Genomic DNA, 17,129 nt, shown 5'->3' with positions numbered 1-17,129 from the left:
CTTTTCTTTTTATGAAAGCGAGGTGAGATCATGGAAAGAAGAATGGAGGCCATTGTCGGGGTAGATACATCCGAATACGACAGAGGCATGGACGAGGTAGCAAGGCGAGCCGATATTGTTTCTGCACGAATGCGAGCAGCGATGAGAACAGCTAGGGCTGCAATGTTACCTTTTAAAGCGCAGGTGCAAGATGTCAGAGCAAGGTTTATGGACTTAGGAATGACTATGGATTCATACCGAGGAACTAATGCTCAATTCATGAATGATGTTAGGCGTTTAGGAGCTGAACACAAAGCAGCTACGGATGCAATGATTGCCAATAATAACTATCTAAGAGGTAGTTTATTAATGACAGCTGGCACAATGATGAATATGACAACCCAAGCTCAACGTATCTCTGAAAATTATAAACGGATGAGAAACCCGATGTATAGAGTAAACGGTGCAGGATTAGCTGTTGCTGGTGCTATGAATCGAATTGCCAATAATGGTAATGCTGCTGTGCTTGCACTGAGACTATTAGGGCCGACTGCAAACATGAAGAAGCTTCGAGATATGCAGATGATGATTACTCAAGGTTTAATGAGGTTTCAAATGGTTGCTATGGGTGCTGCTGTAGGTTCTGCTCTTTTATATGGCGCTTTACATAAAGGAGCTATGAAAGCAGATAAAGAATACAAACAGCTTTTTGACACAATGAGCAAGAATGTTAAAAAAGCATTTGAGCCGATGATCCAAGCATTTGCTGCTGTAATGAAGCCTGTTTTTAGATTCATCAATGCAATAGCTCAAATCATCATCAAGTTTAATGAAGCACATCCTACATTAGCAAAATTCATTCAAGGAATAATGATGCTCGTTCCAATACTCACATTACTCCTATCACCTCTAGCAATAGGGATAGGATTATTTGCAGGCTTCCAAGCAGCTTTATCTAGTTTATGGGTATTTATTGGGCCAGTTATTACGGGTCTTGCTGCTATGAGTGCTACAGTATGGATCGTAGCTGCTGCGATTGTTGGTCTAACAGCACTGTTTACTTATCTATGGAAAACAAATGCAACCTTTAGAGATAATGTCATAACGGCATGGACAGCTATAAAAAATGCAGCTATTAAAGCGTGGGATTATGTTCTAAACTCTGTCTTAATCCCGACATGGAACGCTATAGTTAGTTTTGCTAAACAGATTTGGGGAAGCCTAAAAGACTTCTGGAAACAAAACGGTGAGAACATTAAAACGATTGCTAAAACGGTTTGGGATTTCGTGAAAACCTATGTTGTAAATAACGTAAAAACAACGGTAGAAACACTAAAAACCTTATGGAACATAGTAAGCTCTGTTGTTACATCGTGTTGGGAGAATGTTAAAGGTGCTATTTCTGGAGCTGTAAAAGTTATTGCAGGAATTATTGGAGTATTCGTTTCCGTTTTAACAGGTGACTGGCAAGGCGCATGGGATAACATAAAGAAAATTGGTCAAGGTGCATGGGAGTTCTTGAGTAATGCAGCCCAAATAGGAGTAGTTGCTTTACTAGGCGTTGTAAGAGGTATTGGAAAGTCAATCGGTGGAGAATTTGAAAAGATGTCAACATCTTTCTATAACGCTGGTAAGGGCTTCATGGAGCAATTAATCAAAGGTATCGGATCAATGGTTTCAAGTGTCACATCTAAAATTAGTGAAGTAGCTGGACAGGTTCGAGATTTCCTACCATTCTCTCCTGCTAAAACAGGGCCTTTAAGCGATCTCGATAAGTTAGACTTTGGAGGGCCAATTGTTACAAGTATCAATAAAGCCACTCCAATGGTACAAAATTATATGCCTGGTTTAGTATCTTTACCAACATTAGGTGGCAATACAACTAATAACTATGCTAAGTCTGGTAATACATTTAATTTCTATCCTCAAAAGGCAGTCATAGATGAAAATGATATAGTAAGACAATTCCAAAGAATGGAGGTGCTATATGGCTGATAAAACTTATTGGATTGATGCTAATGGCACTGAATATTCTTTCGATACATCAAATATGAAAGTGCTATTAGGTATGCGAGGAAAGTTCATGCCTCCTATCGAGTATGTGGAGGATGAAATCCCTTTGCAGCCTGGAGCAGTACTAAGAGCTTTTAAAGTTAAACCAAGGGATATAGACATCCCATTGTTTATTAAAGCAAGTTCTGAAATTGAACTAAGAAACCTGGTAAGAAGTACCTTAAGAATGGTTAACCCATTAAAGCGAGATGGACAGATTAAAGTTGTATCATCCGATGGAAGCCAAAGGGTGCTTAATTGTCGTTATACGGGAGGTTTTGAAGGAGACGAGGGGCAAGAGAATAGTGGTATTCTGTGGCAAAAAACTTTACTAACCTTTAGAGCGTTTGATCCTTTCTGGTATGACTCAAGTACAGTCGTTCAAACGTTTACCACAGGACAGCCTGCTACATTCTTTCCTTTCTTCCCTTTACGTTTATCATCTTCTACAGTGTTTGCAGATATTGCAATCAATAATCGTGGAGATGTAGAAACCTATCCAGAGTGGATTGTTAAAGGGCCTGGAGATGGAATTGTTATTCGTAATTTAACGACAGGCGAAGTTATTAATCTAAATACGACACTTTCAATAGGTGAAACGTTAATTATTAATACTAAGCCTCTTAAGAAATCGATTAAGAAAACAGATGGTACAAATTTATTTAGTTCACAGTCTGATGATTCATCGTTCTGGGCTTTACAGCCTGGTCAAAACAGCATAAGGATTGAGATGTCTAATGCTACGACAGACTCATCTGTACAACTATCCTATACGCCTAGATATTGGAGTCCTTGATTATGTATGAACTTTATGTGAGAGATCAATATTTTAATAGAGTGGCAGTAATACAAGATTTCCAAAGCTTTGAGGCGATCATTCGTTTTAATGCTCCAGGTACATGGGTTTTGGAATTACCGACTAATTGCGAGGCAGCTAAAGAGTTAGTAAAGAAGAAATCTGGAATCGTAGTATATAAAGATGGAAAGCCTCTCCTTTCTGGCCCTGTTACTGGCAGGAATAGAAAATGGAGTGGAGGCCAAGACAAATTAACGGTTAATGGTTTCGATGATATGATTTTACTTCAAAGAAATTTAGCCCTTCCTAGAAATAATATTTTTCCTTTTACTTATCGTGATTACGATGTAAGAACAGGAAAAGCTGAAACAGTTATGAAAGCTTTTCTAAATGCAAATATAGGTGCAAATGCTAGTTCAGAGAGGAGAGTTGAGATTACTACTCAAGCCGATACTGGACTAGGTTTTTCAGTTACAGGTAGAGCTAGATACCATACTCTCCTTGAGTTATTTACTTCATTAGCTCTTGTGGGTGGAGATTTAGGATTCAGAATTGTACAGAAAAACAATGCTCTAGAGTTTCAAGTATATAAACCTACTGACAAATCAAAAATTGCTGTTTTCAGTCCATTACAAGGTAATTTATTAGAGTTTGAGTATTCAACAGAAGATCCAGAAGCTAACTATGCAATCGTCGGTGGTGGTGGAGAGGGTAAGGATAGAATCATACTTGAGAAAGCTGATTCTGAAAGCATCTCTAACTATGGACGAATTGAAACGTTTTTGGATCGTAGGGATACATCGGATACAGTTGAATTAACTCAGTCTTTGGATGAAGAATTATCTTCAAAATCTGAAAAGATGAGTTTGAGTATCACGCCAATTGATACTGAAATGTTAGCCTTTGGAGCGGATTATAATGTGGGGGATATAGTTTCTGTCATTCTTGCAGATGCAAACGATATTACAAATGTACAAAAGATAACAGATGTTGTAAGAGAAATTAAACTTTCATTAAATCAAGATGGATCGTTAGTAGTGCCGACTCTAGGCACTCCCGATGCTACAAGTAAAAAAGCATCTGGAATTTTTACGAGATTGGAAAAGTTTCATGATCGAATAAGTCACTTAGAAAGGAGATAAATACCATGACTCAAACCTATTTCCCTTTTGACTCTGGACAAGGGGCAAACGCTACAGAAGCTATGTGGTCAAAGATGGCTCAACACTGGCTAGCAACTGGAGTAATAAGAGATGTGTTAAACGATTTATCGGTTTATGCTAACTCGGCAGGGATGACAGTCAGAGTTAAATCTGGAGCTGCATGGTTAAAAGGTCATTATTTCGAGTCTGATGCTGAAGAAGTTTTATCAATTGCTACAGCAGATATGACAAACCCTAGAATAGATCGTGTTGTAGTTAGACTGGATTGGACAGCAAACACAGTTCAATTAGCAGTGTTACAAGGCACTCCAGCAGTTTCACCTGCTACGCCTGCACTTACGCAAAATAGCTCAAGATGGGAGATTTCACTAGCTCAGATTTACGTTGGAACTAGTGTGACATCCATCTCTGCGATGAGCGTAACAGATGAACGATTTTTCGTTAAAAATTCAAACTATATTATAGATTCTTCAGGTGGCATAAAAATTAACGCTTCAAGCCTTTCAGATGATATTTTAGCAATTCTTTTATCATACGGTAAAGGAATCCATACGTTTTATAATATCTCTGGTGCAACTAACAATCCTGCATTTTTTGCGAGTATTAGGGGTATGGCCCATCTCACTTCTTCTAATTCTGGATGGGTATTTGCTATAGATACGAATAACAATATGTATACTAATTACTGTGATTTAGGAACATGGAAGGGTTGGGCTAAGCTAACTAACGATAAAACAGCTTCATGGGCCAATTTAACTATACAAAACACAACCGTTAATAACGGACGAACTCCAAGATATTCAAAAGTAGGAAACCTAGTTTCAATAATTGGTGAAATTTCTATGGTTGCAGATAATACAGTAATCGCAACATTACCTGCATTATACAGACCAGCGACTCACGCTTTAAACTTTTTAGTACCTGTTGCGAGTTCGGTAGCTATGCAAACTGCTTTAATAAGTGTTGGTATTGACGGGAAAATGATACTTATTACAAAAACATCTGGAGCAACTTCGGGTATTGTATTAAATGGAATTTCATTCTTTATCGACTCTTAAGGAGGGCTAGTATGAGACAAGTATATAAATATGATGAAGATGGTAATTATATTGAGCCAGTAATAATTGGAGATGATGGGCCTATCCCGTCCAATTGTACAGAATTAGAATTGCCTCAACCAAATTACAAACCTGTTTTTAAAGATGGTGTTTGGGTTGAAACAATCACAGAGGAAGAGTTAGAAGAAATTCAAAATAAACCTCAAGCTAAATCAGACTTTGAGGCTCTAAAGGAAGAAAACGCAGCGTTAAAACAGCAAGTAATGCAGCAAAACGATGATATGCAAACATTTATGGATTATATTCTAACAACTTTAGGTCAATAGGGGGATAACAACATGACAGTATTTACATTTCGTATAGGGCCGTATGCAAGGGATATTTATTTATATGGAAAGCAGAAGCTAGTAAACATCCCTGCCGAGTACTATACACCTGTTGAAAATTACGCAGCTAAGAACTTTACAAGAGGTCAAATTCTTGAAGCGTTAGAACGCAATTATATTACTCAACAACAGTATGATGAAACGGTAGCCTTAATAACTGAAGAAGTAGTTTTACCGATGTCTGCACCTACAAACGATGTAATGTAAGGTGTATTTTTTATGGCCTGTTTACTGACAGGCCTATTTTAATGGAGAGAAGGTAGATTATGGAGATTGATTTTATAGATATGTTACCAAAGTTAATTCAAGGGGCTTTGTTATTTTACTTTCTTGTAAAAGTTCTAGATTTCATAACTGGACTTTTAAAGACCTGGAAAGGCGTTTCAGAATATAAATCGAGAACAATGAGAGATGGGATTATTCGGTGGATCGGTGAATTAGTAGGAATTGTATTTGTATTGGGTCTTGATATATTTTTAGGGCTTAACTTCTATTTAACAGGTTTCACGTTTACTCTATTCATCTATAAAGAAGGTGGGAGCATTGTAGAGAATTTAAAAGCTATCGGTGTAATTCTCCCTGCAAAAGTAAAAAACCAATTAAATTCATTCGATAAAGGAGAGGATCAAAATGACAGCGTGGAAAAATGACTTTGTAATTAAAAACAAGTTCTCTAGACCTGGTTTATTGTTAAAAGGTGTGAAGAAAATCGTTTTACACTGGACAGGTGATCCAGGCGCAACCGATGAAAGAGAACAACTATTCTTTGATGGTGCAGACGGTGGTGGAAGTCGATACGCTTCAGCTCATCTTTTTGTCGATTCAGATAGTGCTACTTGTATTATTCCATTAAATGAAGTGGCTTATCATGCTAATGATGTATGGGAAATAGATGAAGAAACTAATGAGCCATACAGAGGTATAAAAGAAATTGCACCTAATGCAAACTATTATTCTATTGGCATTGAAATGTGCGTGGAAAAAGACGGAACGATTGCGCCAGAAACAATTGAAAGAACAGTACAAGTAGCCGCAGAAATTTGTAAGACTTATAAATTAACAGAAAAAGATATTGTAAGACATTATGATGTAACTCATAAACCATGCCCAAAACCATTTATTGATGATCCTTCTAAGTTTGAGGACTTTAAAAACCAAGTAGGCCTAATTCTTAATCCTCCAAATCCAGAAGTTAAACCAGTAGTTGTAAAGCCTGCTCCTAAACCTCCAGTTTATCCAGGCGGAATATTACAAATAGGCACGAAAAGTTCTGGGGTTAAATTATTTCAAATTAAATTCGGACTTAAAGCGGATGGTATTTTTGGACCATTAACAGAAAAAGCAGTAAAAGACTTTCAAAAGAAAAACAAACTTACTGTTGATGGAAAAGTTGGCCCTAAAACATGGGCTAAGTTATTTAACTAGGGGGAGGGTTTTATAATGGCAGATTTAAATTACTAAGATTCATTTGGAAAAAAATTGAAATTACAGAACTTAAGTGGTAATCTTTATTATAAACTAGCTATATATTTATTATGGGGGAAATTCCAAGTGTGGGGAAACTTAAAAGAAATCATTCAAGTATTATACAATCTTAGCGGTATAGCACTAGTTGCAACAGTAATAATTGGAATAAAGCAGTTAAAATTGCTGAAAACTGATTTACAAGTAAGAAACAAAAGAGCAGCTGTTGAAAAAAGTTTAGAATACTTAAGTTTTTTTTCTGATGATTTTCTGCCTTATTGTGCACAGTATCAAAATGATTTAAAAGAAGAATTGCCTAATCCTAAGAGTTATAATCATCTTTTTGACGGTAATTTTTATATTGAGGATAGGCATATTGATAAAGAAATGATAGCTGAGTTAATAGTGAAAGAATCAAAAGGAATAATGAATCTAATAAATAAATTGGAATTTTTTAGTACAGCAATGTTAAATGGTGTCTCTGATGAAAAGATCGTTTTTACTCCAGTTGCAAAAGTGTTTTGTGAATTTATCGAAAGGGAACATGTATATATTTCAGTCCAAAGATCATCAAATGGAGTTCCTTTTGAAAATTTAATTAGGCTATATAAAGATTGGAAGAAAAATATTGAATCAGAAAAAGCTAAAATTGAAAAATTAGAAGCAGAGAAAAAAATGAACACCATTGGGGAACAAAAGTTTAAAAAACCTATAGGTTTGTAGGAGTGATAAAAAATGAAGGAAGAATTAATGAAATTATCAAAAGAAGAATTAGTGGGAATGTTATCTAATTTAGACTTTACATTAAAAACGGAGTTTGTTAGTAATTCCCATAAAGCTAGTGAAAAAAATAGTCTCTCTAAGATTTATAATAGTTTATTTAAATATATTAAAGTAAAAAAAGTACTTTCATAAGAAGAAAATATAACAAAACCCTGTAATATTAAGGCACTGGGTTTTGTAGTTTTATCTTATATCCATATGTCTCCTAAATTTGTAACATCTAACGAGCTAAAAGGTAAATGGTAAAATAAAAGCGAAGGGACTAGTAGTCAGTCCTTTCGCTTTTCTGCTTTAAGCCTTAAGATGATCTCCTCTCACTTAGGGCTCTTTTTTATCTTCTGGAACACTAATGGCCGATTCCTTTACAATTCCATTTTCAATCCTCAGTGCGATCGTACCTAACCATCTATCCATATTAGGCTTCATTTCCATAGTGCAGCTGAAGAATCTTACGTGAACAGATTCCTTTGTATCTTTAGTGATCACGGGGCACGCTAACAAATTACCTAATCGCTTTAATACATCTTCTTTTTTCATACCGACTATTTCTCTTTTGATGAATGATTCATAGTAGTTTTTTAGTGGAAACATAATTTTTCTCCAAATGATATAATTATACCTTACTATAACAAAAATAAATCCTCTGAAACAATCACAGATTTCAGAGGAGTAAGTTTAACTATTTAACTATGATACTAGCACTTGATACTTTAATGTATTGTCCAGCTTTAACAGTGATGTATTTTTCACCTTCAAAATTATCATTAGTGACTATATCTTCTAAACCATGATAACTTGATTTAGATACTTCTACATATGCAGTACCATCTGCCACCACTTTATATTCTCCTGGTTGGATGTGAAGTCCTACTTTATAAGTACCTTCTTGTAGTTTACCATTCTTAGGCTCTAATTTAGGAGCTTTAGCGATTGGGTAAGCTTTAGCATCCTTAAACTCGAAATACTGACCAGGTTTAATACTTACAATTGCATCTGTAGTAAAGTTATCGTTTGAAACAATACTTTCTAAAGTACCAGAGCTATCTTTAGAAACTTGGAAGTAACCAGATCCATCTGCAATTAAAACATATTCTCCTGGTTGGATGTCACTTCCTACTTTATACATACCATGTTTAATTGAGTAATCAACTTTCTTAGGCGCAGCTTTCTTTGGTGTTTCCTTCTTAGGTTGCTCTTTTTTAACGGTTTCTTTCTTAACTTCTTCTTTTGGTGTAGTTGAAGCAGTATCAGTATTATCGTTGAGTGAACCTACAAATCCTATAAATAAGAATACTGCGATCAACCAAACCCACCATTTTTTATAAAAAGGTTTTTTTATTCTCTCTTTCATATTCCAGTCCCCATTTCTTAATCTAGTTTTAATACTAGTTAAACTATATTCTTTATAAAGTACAAAATTACCTCTAAAATTTGAAAAATCTACCAAAGTTAGGTGGGGAAAGTTTTCCTAAATCGAAATTGTACTGGCAATTTTTAGCCTTTTTAGGCATACATTGAAACATACGGAGATGTTTCAAAGTTTGTCCTATAAAAGAAAGAGAGCCTACTTTAAACGGTAGGCTCTTTTCTATTCTTCTAAATAAAATACTTCCTCAACTGGCAACTCTAAAAACCTGGCAATCATAAAAACCTCTAATCCTGATGGAGGTCTTCTACCATTTACTAATTTACTAAAAGATGTAGGATTCATATTAATATGATCTGCAACTATCCATAATTTAACCTCTTTTTCAGCGCAAATTGCTTTAATCCTATTCTTAAGTTTCATAAGAACACCTCTTGAAAATACTTCTACAGATTGCATTATAATTCCTCTAGCAGAAATATTTTTTCAGTACAGGCAAGATTTTAAAACCTAGGAAATATCATGTATTAAACAAATGTTAATCAAAAGTTAAACCGTTAAACAAAAGAAAAACATTTGTTTAATCTAGGAGGTGTTTCTTATGTTGCTAGGAATTGATGCAGGAAATAATGAGGTGAAAGTGGCAACAGAAAAAGGAGTATTTTCTTTTGATAGTTGTTTAGGAGATGCTAGGGAGCGCAGAATCGTAACACCATACGAGGATGAAATGGTGTTGCAATATGATAATGAAACATATTGGGTAGGAGAATTAGCAGAAAAAGAATCTAACTTTCCTCGTAGATCAATGGGAGCTACGAAAGCTAATGAAGATGTGAAATTAAGAATCCTTACAGCGATCCATCGTTATAGTGATGATAAACATAATACTGTAGTCATAGGTCAGCCAATTGAAATGCACTTGCCAGGTGAAAAAGATAAATTAAAAAGTATGCTTATAGGAAAATACAAAGTGATTTTAAACGGAATAGAAAAAGAGTTTCATATTGATGAAGTAGCAGTAGCAGTAGAAGGTGCTTCAAGTTTCTTTGGTTGGTTCGTGGAAAGCTCTAGTTTTAGAATTATCGACTGTGGCTCTGGTACTGTTAATGTAGCTTCTATTATTGATTGGGAGCAAAACGATAAACAAAGCTTTACTTTAAAATTTGGTGCTAATTCAACAAGATGTAATGATTTAACTGCATTAGCTAGAGGGATCGTTTCAGAATCTACAAAACATTTTAATGAAGATGATTTTGTTTTATTAGTAGGTGGTGCTGCAAATAAAATTTATCCGGTAATCAAACAATCTTATCCAAATACAAAGATAGGTCAACCGGTACACAAAAGAAATAACGAGTATACTTTAGTTCATCCTAAATATGCAAACGCTATTGGCTTTTATAACTTAGCAAAAGAGATTTATAACAATGGCTAGAATCGTTAAAGGTGTTTCATTTAACTCTGATGATGAGTTTGATATGGAATTATTAGCTTATATTGAAAACAAAGGGATGTTTTCTAAAGTGATAAAACGATTAATCGAAAAAGAATTAAATGGGATCAACATTAACCAGCCCACTACTCCAATCCAAACACCTACATTAAAAGAAATAGACCTTCCTAAACCAGTAGAACTACCAGTAAAGAAAGGTCCAAGTGCTTCTAAATTTATTTAATATCCTAAAAAATCCCCAATAGCTTTTAAAACTGCCATAGCAGATCCACCAATTACCATTCCCCAACCTAACTTAGTTAACAAAGCCACAACTATCACTCCTTTATCTTATTATTTACTGAAGGGAGCTAAAAACTCATGGAAATTATTAGTAAGCTTCAAAAAGGTATACATGATGGAATTTTCAAGTTAGCAGATAAAACTGGCCACTTCTTAGGTAATCACATTTTACACCAGGATACAAAAGGAGCTACAGGGTATGCAATGGTAAAAGCTGCTCCATATGTTTTATTAGGTATGAAATTTAGTTTTATTATCATAGGGTTAGGTTTTATCTTGATTTGCTTCGGAATGCCTAAAACAGCAATTAAATGTATTGGTGTTGGTTCATTATCTTATATCTTACTTTCACTTATATAGGAGGGCTTAAGATGAAAACAGAGGTAATTAAATTTAGTGATTTTATGGATGGGTCATATAAATTACCAAAAGAGAAAAAGAGTTCTATTCCAATGATTGCAGCTCCTATTATTGCATCGTCATTAACTTTTGCGAATAAAATAGTATCTGCTTCTTCAGATAACATTGTAATTAAAGATGTTATTCCTGCTACTACTGGCATACAGGATAGAGTAGCTCATGCTTTTGATCCACTATTTCAAGCAATTGCAGGATTTGCTTATCCAGCTTGTTTCTTTACAATCTCTGCTGGCTGTATCTTAATAATGATCGGTCAAAAACATAAAGGATTACACATGATTAAATGGGCAGCAATCGGCTTTATTGGTTTGCAGTTCGCTCCTGGTATTATGACAGTTTTAATGGAAGTAGGAAGAGCGATTAAAGGTTAAGGGGGGTGTTAATATGAAGCACTTTCAACTCATACCAGATAGTAAACTAACTAATGATAAAGTGGATCATCTTACTCAATCTTTAAACCAATACAAAACACCTTACCAAAGATACAAGGATAAAGAGCAAAACTTCTTCTCATACGAAATCTACATGGAGAAAAATAAAACATCATTTAATCTCACTACAAATAATGGAATGGCAGAGCTTGCTGAAAAATCTCTGCTTTCCTCCTTTCCTAATATCACAGTTAAACCTGTTGAGGATGCACTAAACAAAATTAATCCAATTGCTATGAAAAGCATGGAATATAAAAGCCATTATTTTTTATCTTTAAAAGTTGATAGGAGGACAGATTGGTTAGTTTACCTATTAGAAACAATCGGCCTTATGAAAAAGAACGAAAAGTGCCTGGTACAGATTTTATGTATCCCTCTCCATTTTGATTGGGGGGTAGGAGTGAAAGAAGGGTATGAGGGATTTAAAAAAGGAGAACTGCCTCATAAATTCCGATTCAATAAGAAAGATGTGGCTAATTTAACAATGAAAGGAGTAGCAGGAGTTATTTTAGGCGCTCATAGTACGATGGTTGAGTTAATGGGATTCACTCCAGATAAACACGATATATTCGCATCTGAAAGAGCAAATATGTTAACGGATGGAACATTGCGTACTGAAACGCTTCAAAAAGCTAAATACCTAGGATATAACGTAAGAATTAATATTTGTATTGAGTGCGAGGAAAAGCGTAAAGAAATCCTTATGAGAGCTATAGAAACTGCCTTTAATGTATTTGATGGCGATAACAAATTACTACCCATTAAAAGAAACACTAAATACTTTGAATCAATGAAAAATAGAAAAATAGGTTTGCTGAAATCTAACTATATGAGCAGTTTAGAAGTTTCAAGGTTTATGTATCTTCCAGGATCTACATTACAAGAAAAGTATAGCCTAGAGCGCATTACTATGTCTGAAACAGTTATTCCTGCAGCAGTAACAAAGGGAGGAATGTTATTAGGCTCAAATACTTACAAAGGAGTAGAAACTAATATTTATATGCCAGTGGAGAATTGGGATGAGATATGTTTGCCTTATTGCACGATTGGAGGAATGGGTCAAGGGAAAACAGATGGTTATGGAGCTAATAAACTAGTAGAAGCTGTACGAAATGGTTTTGGTGGTGTTTTCATCGATCCAGCTAAGAAACAAGTTTCAGAGCAAGTTAAGAAAGTTCTAAAATCAGATGAATACGAAATTATTAATATCAAAGAGTTAAAACCTTCATTCGATTGGTGTGAAGCGAAATACAGCGTTGATAGTAAGACGATTATACAAGATACAGTATTATCTTTCTTTGAGGATACATTAGAGGATACAGTACAAACTGAGCGCTATTTGAGAGCTTTTGTTATTGCGATGAAAACAACTAAGATGAGTGAACTGTTTAAGATTATGGAAGATAAAAAGTATTTGAAAGATGCAATTAAAAGAATGCCAGAAGGACTTCATAAAATCACATTAGAACAATATGAAAATGAAAAAGATGGAATGAGAATGAAAATAGTAAGGCCGATTTACAATCGATTAGATATGATCATGGGTGATCCATTCCTTAACGAATGCTTTCAAGGTGAAAATGAATTAGATTTTGTGAAGATATTAAGCCAAAAGAAAGCTTTTGTAATCGATGTAAGTAAAATGGATGGATTAACACCTAAACAAATTAATATTATTGGTAACTTATTAATGACTAAGATTAATTTAGCTATGCAGATGAGAAAAGAAGAAGATCAATTTCCGTTTTTCGTAGTGATCGATGAGCCACATCAATTTAATCGCAGCGCTTCATTGTGGCGAAGTATGGCAGTAGAAAGCAGAAAATGGAGAGTTAGTTTTACATGGCTTTTCCATTATTGGGAGCAGATAAGCAAGGATGCACGATTAGCTATTAAAAACGCTTTACCTCATTATCATTTATATCCAACATCTAAAGAAACCTGGAAAGCATTTTTAGAAGAAGTTGCTCCATTTGATTTAGAGCAATGTATGAAATTAAAAAGATACCATGCAATTAATATATTAAGGACAGGAGGACAAACGACAGTTCCGATTGTTTCAAGGATGGCTTTACCACCTATTAAACGTTTAAGAGGCTCTCAATGAGAGTCTTTTTGTCATTTTTTTAATTAAAGCGATACTAAATAAACACAATATTAAATTCAAAATGTGATACTATATTGTTATATTTTTCTATTTTATAAAAAAATGATAACTTTAAGCGAGGCTAAGATGCATATATTTTTAGATACAACAGTTACATTTACAGACCCTTTTTTTAAAAAAAATTATAATCGTAACCTATTAAAGCTAGCTAGAGAGTTTAGGGACATAAATTTTTACATGTCTGAAATTGTTTATAAAGAAACAAAAAGGCATTTCATAAATAACGTTAAAGAAAGTTTTGAAATATTACATAAAACGGAAAATAAATTAAATAATTTTAGGCAAGGTTTTTTTGAAAAAAATATTAGTAAAAAGATTGATGATGAAGTTAAAAAGTTATTAAACGACTTCGAAAAATTTTATATCGAAATTCAGAATGAAAATATTCTAAAAATTTTACCTTGTCCAAATTATATTTTACCTGAACTTATAGAAAGATCAGTTAATCGTATTAAACCATTTAAAGAACATAAATCTGAATTTCGTGATGCAGCTACATGGTTAACATATTCATCATATTTAAAACAAAATAAACTAAATGATTGCTATTTTATTACAGAAAATGTAGCAGATTTCTATGATGATGAGAAAAAAAATATACACCCTGAATTACTTAATGATACTAAAGAATTCAAACCGTTTTTAACATTAATGAAACTTGCGCAAGACGATCCAAAGGTAAAACAGTATTTAGAAGAAAAACAACAAAAAGAACAAGAAATTCAAAAATGGATTGAAGAAAATAATATTGATGAAAAATTTGTTAAAAAATACTTTGATCTTGAACCATCAAGCCTTAATGGTATTAATAGCGAAGTGTATCATTTATGTATTGATTTTATTTTATCAATGATAGAATTAGGTAGATTATATACAGAACCACAGCTAGATCTAAATGATATAGACATTACTATAGACATTACTGATATACAAGACTTTTTAATAGAGATTATCTCAGAAGAAATTATAGTTTCTGGTGAATTATTGATAACTGCAGGTGGTCAATATATGGAAAAAAGATTTTTGACAAATTTAGAATTAATTCTTCCTTTTTCTTTTATAATGATAAGGGATGAAGACAAACCTATACATAATTTACAGTTAGAGAAAATAGGTATTAATCCGAAAATTAATCAAACATTATTCTTCTAAAATATTGGCTCTGTTAAAGTGTTGATATTTAACTAAAATTAAAAATCTGTACTGACTATTTTTTTATCAAAATATTTGAAAATCAACAGTCTTTTTTTAACAGAGCAAAAAAAAGCTGTTAGCAATAGGAGTGCTTTTGCTAACAGCTAAATGTGATCGTAATTGAATATTACTTTTGGTGGAATAGAAACATAATAGTTTTAAAACTCAAAAGTTAACTGACCTTTTTCAACTTTAAATAGTTGATTTGTTTTAAATTCTTCGAAGAATTTTTTGAAGCGTTCCAAGGTAAGGTTTTGTTTATGTTCTCGGTAATCTATTTCAACATATTGATAACCTAATTTTTCTGCATAAGCTTTCTTCTTACGGTCGGTTTCTTGTTGTTTTACAAAATCTTCTTTCGTTTCATGAAATCTTTTATGAAATTTATAATGTTGTATCCCATGAACTTCAATAATTAAATTTAAAGAAGGAATGTAAATATCGTATTTCCATGTCCTTTTAGGTAATCTGTATTCGATTTCGTACTTTATTTTTTGCTTGTCTAACCAATTGCAAATAGCTCTTTCTCCTTTAGAACGCTTACAATATTTACATCTAGCTCCACCATTAAAATCATTTGGAGTCATTTCAAAATTATGTTTTTTATCGCATATCAACGGTACTTTTGTTTTGTTATTAACGTACTCTCCATTAACTTTATAATTGGCTTCTTTTACTTCATTTAAAAATCGTTCTTTTGCAACTGTCGGGTCTGTACCTCCACATTTACGACAGCCATGTTCATTTTTATAATCATTTGGGATGACACATTGAGGTTCGTGTTCGCAATGAAAATCAATTAAAACCTTTTCATGACTATTAATATAATCACTTAATAAAGTATGTCCCTTTGATTTAACCAACAAAGAAAATTCTTCTCTTGCTTGTTGCGATTGTTTCAATGCCATTGCTTCGAACCCACAATTGCGACAACCATATCTGTCATAATCGTTCGGTGTAATTGGGTGTGGTGGATGAACACATTTAAAATCAATCCGTATTTTGACTTTTGCCCCTTGATACGGGTCTAATGCTTCATGACCTCTTTCTTCAAGAGTACGATAAAATTTGTCCTTAGCTTGATTAAAATTTCTTTCATTTGCTTCCAATTTAGAACATTTACCGCATTTACCTTTATATCTTTTATAATACTTTGGTGGAACTTCGTAAGATCCATGCTCACATTTGAAGTCAATCTCAATTGGTGTTGTATTATTAATAAATATTCCTTTAATTTCATGCCCTTTTTCCTCTACCAAATCAATAAAAAGTACCAAGCCATCTTTCATCGTCTTAGTTAATTCAACATCTTTATGAACAGTAATTCCTCTATATTCTTTAGTTTTTTTATTTAGCTCCTTACATTCTGGACACCTTCGATTACGATAAAGTAAGAACGTAGAGCTTAATTCAAACTCATGATTATTCGAACAAATAAATTTGTTTTTTTCGATTGTATTTTTATAAACGCTTATGATTTTGTATTTTTCCTTTTCCATCAAATCAATTAAGCTATCTAACGCTTTCAATATGCTCCATGAGTTACTTCCGTTCAAATTCACACTTTCATGTAATTTGATTCCCCTATATTCCATGTTGAAATTCCTCATTTCAGCTATTTGTTAATGATTTTTTAAATGGATATCATTATTCCATTTAATTTACTACAATCTATTTTCTAACTAAGGCAAAAACATCCTTATTTCTAAATTTATCATCCTTTTGAAGGAGCATCTATATTTATTTTGAATTGGCCTAATTTAACAATCTCTTATGCAACTATATCCCCTTTAGTTGTTTCAAAAGTCAACTTATACAAGTCATTTAGCAATTATGCAAATTATGTTCGTGTTTCTACAGATAAAGATGAACAGGTTTCATCTGTAGAAAACCAGATTGATATATGTAGAAACTGGATTAAAAAATAATAAATATATAAATATAAAGACTCCTAGAAAAATTTAGGAGTCTTTTTTTTGCTCACATATCTTACAGTCTCACACCTAGAAAAATCACAAAATGCTCACAAAATGCTCACGAACTCTAAAAAACTTAAACGAATTATATTGATTTAAATGTTATTATAATTGGGTAAAGTATTATTAAATGACGTATTTGATTTAAAAGGTCATAAG

At 33.4% G+C, this 17,129-nt stretch carries 21 protein-coding genes; 17 read left to right on the top strand and 4 right to left on the bottom strand.

What is annotated here, in order from left to right:
- The first annotated feature begins 30 nt into the window (after window positions 1-30).
- The 10 genes from EP747_RS22985 to EP747_RS22940 all read left to right on the top strand — a co-directional run bounded on the left by EP747_RS22985 (window position 31) and on the right by EP747_RS22940 (window position 7,813).
- A complete protein-coding gene (locus EP747_RS22985; protein ID WP_129692314.1) occupies window positions 31-1,974 on the top strand; it encodes a phage tail protein in 1,944 nt (647 codons plus the stop codon).
- Window positions 1,967-2,827, top strand: coding sequence for a phage distal tail protein (locus EP747_RS22980; protein WP_129692313.1), 861 nt, complete (start codon window positions 1,967-1,969; stop codon window positions 2,825-2,827). Before EP747_RS22985 ends, EP747_RS22980 begins: the two co-directional genes overlap by 8 nt.
- 2 nt (window positions 2,828-2,829) lie before the next feature.
- Window positions 2,830-3,969: a siphovirus ReqiPepy6 Gp37-like family protein gene (locus EP747_RS22975; protein WP_129692312.1), complete on the top strand. Its 1,140-nt coding sequence runs from the start codon at window positions 2,830-2,832 to the stop codon at window positions 3,967-3,969.
- A 5-nt stretch (window positions 3,970-3,974) separates the two neighbouring features.
- Complete coding sequence (locus EP747_RS22970; RefSeq protein ID WP_129692311.1) at window positions 3,975-5,048, top strand: hypothetical protein; 1,074 nt, start codon at window positions 3,975-3,977, stop codon at window positions 5,046-5,048.
- Between the two features lie 11 nt (window positions 5,049-5,059).
- Complete coding sequence (locus EP747_RS22965; RefSeq protein ID WP_129692310.1) at window positions 5,060-5,374, top strand: hypothetical protein; 315 nt, start codon at window positions 5,060-5,062, stop codon at window positions 5,372-5,374.
- Between the two features lie 12 nt (window positions 5,375-5,386).
- A complete protein-coding gene (locus tag EP747_RS22960) occupies window positions 5,387-5,641 on the top strand; it encodes a hypothetical protein (RefSeq protein ID WP_129692309.1) in 255 nt (84 codons plus the stop codon).
- Window positions 5,642-5,700: 59 nt separating this feature from the next.
- Window positions 5,701-6,084 carry a phage holin family protein gene (locus EP747_RS22955; RefSeq protein WP_129692308.1) on the top strand — a complete coding sequence of 128 codons (384 nt, stop codon included), beginning with the start codon at window positions 5,701-5,703 and terminating at the stop codon, window positions 6,082-6,084.
- Window positions 6,065-6,859 carry an N-acetylmuramoyl-L-alanine amidase gene (locus tag EP747_RS24555; RefSeq protein WP_205753862.1) on the top strand — a complete coding sequence of 265 codons (795 nt, stop codon included), beginning with the start codon at window positions 6,065-6,067 and terminating at the stop codon, window positions 6,857-6,859. Before EP747_RS22955 ends, EP747_RS24555 begins: the two co-directional genes overlap by 20 nt.
- 126 nt (window positions 6,860-6,985) lie before the next feature.
- Entirely contained in the window at window positions 6,986-7,621 is a 636-nt protein-coding gene (locus EP747_RS22945; protein ID WP_129692307.1) for a DUF4760 domain-containing protein, read from the top strand.
- A gap of 12 nt (window positions 7,622-7,633) precedes the next feature.
- Entirely contained in the window at window positions 7,634-7,813 is a 180-nt protein-coding gene (locus tag EP747_RS22940; protein ID WP_129692306.1) for a hypothetical protein, read from the top strand.
- Window positions 7,814-7,999: 186 nt separating this feature from the next.
- On the opposite strand, the gene EP747_RS22935 is transcribed toward EP747_RS22940, so the two are convergent.
- The 3 genes from EP747_RS22935 to EP747_RS22925 all read right to left on the bottom strand — a co-directional run bounded on the left by EP747_RS22935 (window position 8,000) and on the right by EP747_RS22925 (window position 9,506).
- Window positions 8,000-8,272 (bottom strand): hypothetical protein, encoded by a 273-nt coding sequence (locus EP747_RS22935; protein ID WP_129692305.1) that lies wholly within the window; start codon window positions 8,270-8,272, stop codon window positions 8,000-8,002.
- Window positions 8,273-8,360: 88 nt separating this feature from the next.
- Window positions 8,361-9,032, bottom strand: coding sequence for a hypothetical protein (locus EP747_RS22930; protein WP_129692304.1), 672 nt, complete (start codon window positions 9,030-9,032; stop codon window positions 8,361-8,363).
- Window positions 9,033-9,269: 237 nt separating this feature from the next.
- Entirely contained in the window at window positions 9,270-9,506 is a 237-nt protein-coding gene (locus tag EP747_RS22925) for a helix-turn-helix transcriptional regulator (protein ID WP_165347244.1), read from the bottom strand.
- Between the two features lie 142 nt (window positions 9,507-9,648).
- Between EP747_RS22925 and EP747_RS22920 the strand changes: the two genes are divergently transcribed.
- From EP747_RS22920 to EP747_RS22895, 6 genes are all read left to right on the top strand, one after another.
- Window positions 9,649-10,482, top strand: coding sequence for a ParM/StbA family protein (locus tag EP747_RS22920; protein WP_129692302.1), 834 nt, complete (start codon window positions 9,649-9,651; stop codon window positions 10,480-10,482).
- On the top strand, window positions 10,475-10,723 hold the full coding sequence (locus EP747_RS22915) for a hypothetical protein (RefSeq protein WP_129692301.1): 249 nt from the start codon (window positions 10,475-10,477) through the stop codon (window positions 10,721-10,723). Before EP747_RS22920 ends, EP747_RS22915 begins: the two co-directional genes overlap by 8 nt.
- 137 nt (window positions 10,724-10,860) lie before the next feature.
- Entirely contained in the window at window positions 10,861-11,142 is a 282-nt protein-coding gene (locus EP747_RS22910) for a hypothetical protein (RefSeq protein WP_129692300.1), read from the top strand.
- 11 nt (window positions 11,143-11,153) lie between these two features.
- Window positions 11,154-11,573 carry a hypothetical protein gene (locus tag EP747_RS22905; protein ID WP_129692299.1) on the top strand — a complete coding sequence of 140 codons (420 nt, stop codon included), beginning with the start codon at window positions 11,154-11,156 and terminating at the stop codon, window positions 11,571-11,573.
- Window positions 11,574-11,586: 13 nt separating this feature from the next.
- Complete coding sequence (locus EP747_RS22900) at window positions 11,587-13,740, top strand: ATP-binding protein (RefSeq protein ID WP_129692298.1); 2,154 nt, start codon at window positions 11,587-11,589, stop codon at window positions 13,738-13,740.
- Window positions 13,741-13,866: 126 nt separating this feature from the next.
- Complete coding sequence (locus tag EP747_RS22895; RefSeq protein ID WP_165347242.1) at window positions 13,867-14,952, top strand: PIN domain-containing protein; 1,086 nt, start codon at window positions 13,867-13,869, stop codon at window positions 14,950-14,952.
- 200 nt (window positions 14,953-15,152) lie between these two features.
- Here EP747_RS22895 and EP747_RS22890 read toward each other — a convergent pair whose 3' ends face one another.
- On the bottom strand, window positions 15,153-16,589 hold the full coding sequence (locus EP747_RS22890) for a hypothetical protein (protein WP_129692296.1): 1,437 nt from the start codon (window positions 16,587-16,589) through the stop codon (window positions 15,153-15,155).
- Between the two features lie 150 nt (window positions 16,590-16,739).
- Here EP747_RS22890 and EP747_RS22885 point away from each other — a divergent pair, with 150 nt between their 5' ends.
- Complete coding sequence (locus tag EP747_RS22885) at window positions 16,740-16,922, top strand: hypothetical protein (protein WP_129692295.1); 183 nt, start codon at window positions 16,740-16,742, stop codon at window positions 16,920-16,922.
- Window positions 16,923-17,129 lie beyond the last annotated feature (207 nt).

It is taken from the genome of Gottfriedia acidiceleris (assembly GCF_004138285.1).
In the GTDB taxonomy this organism is placed as follows: domain Bacteria; phylum Bacillota; class Bacilli; order Bacillales; family Bacillaceae_G; genus Gottfriedia; species Gottfriedia acidiceleris_A.
The sequence above is the reverse complement of the archived record's forward strand: the minus strand, read 5'-3'. Positions and strand labels throughout refer to the sequence as shown.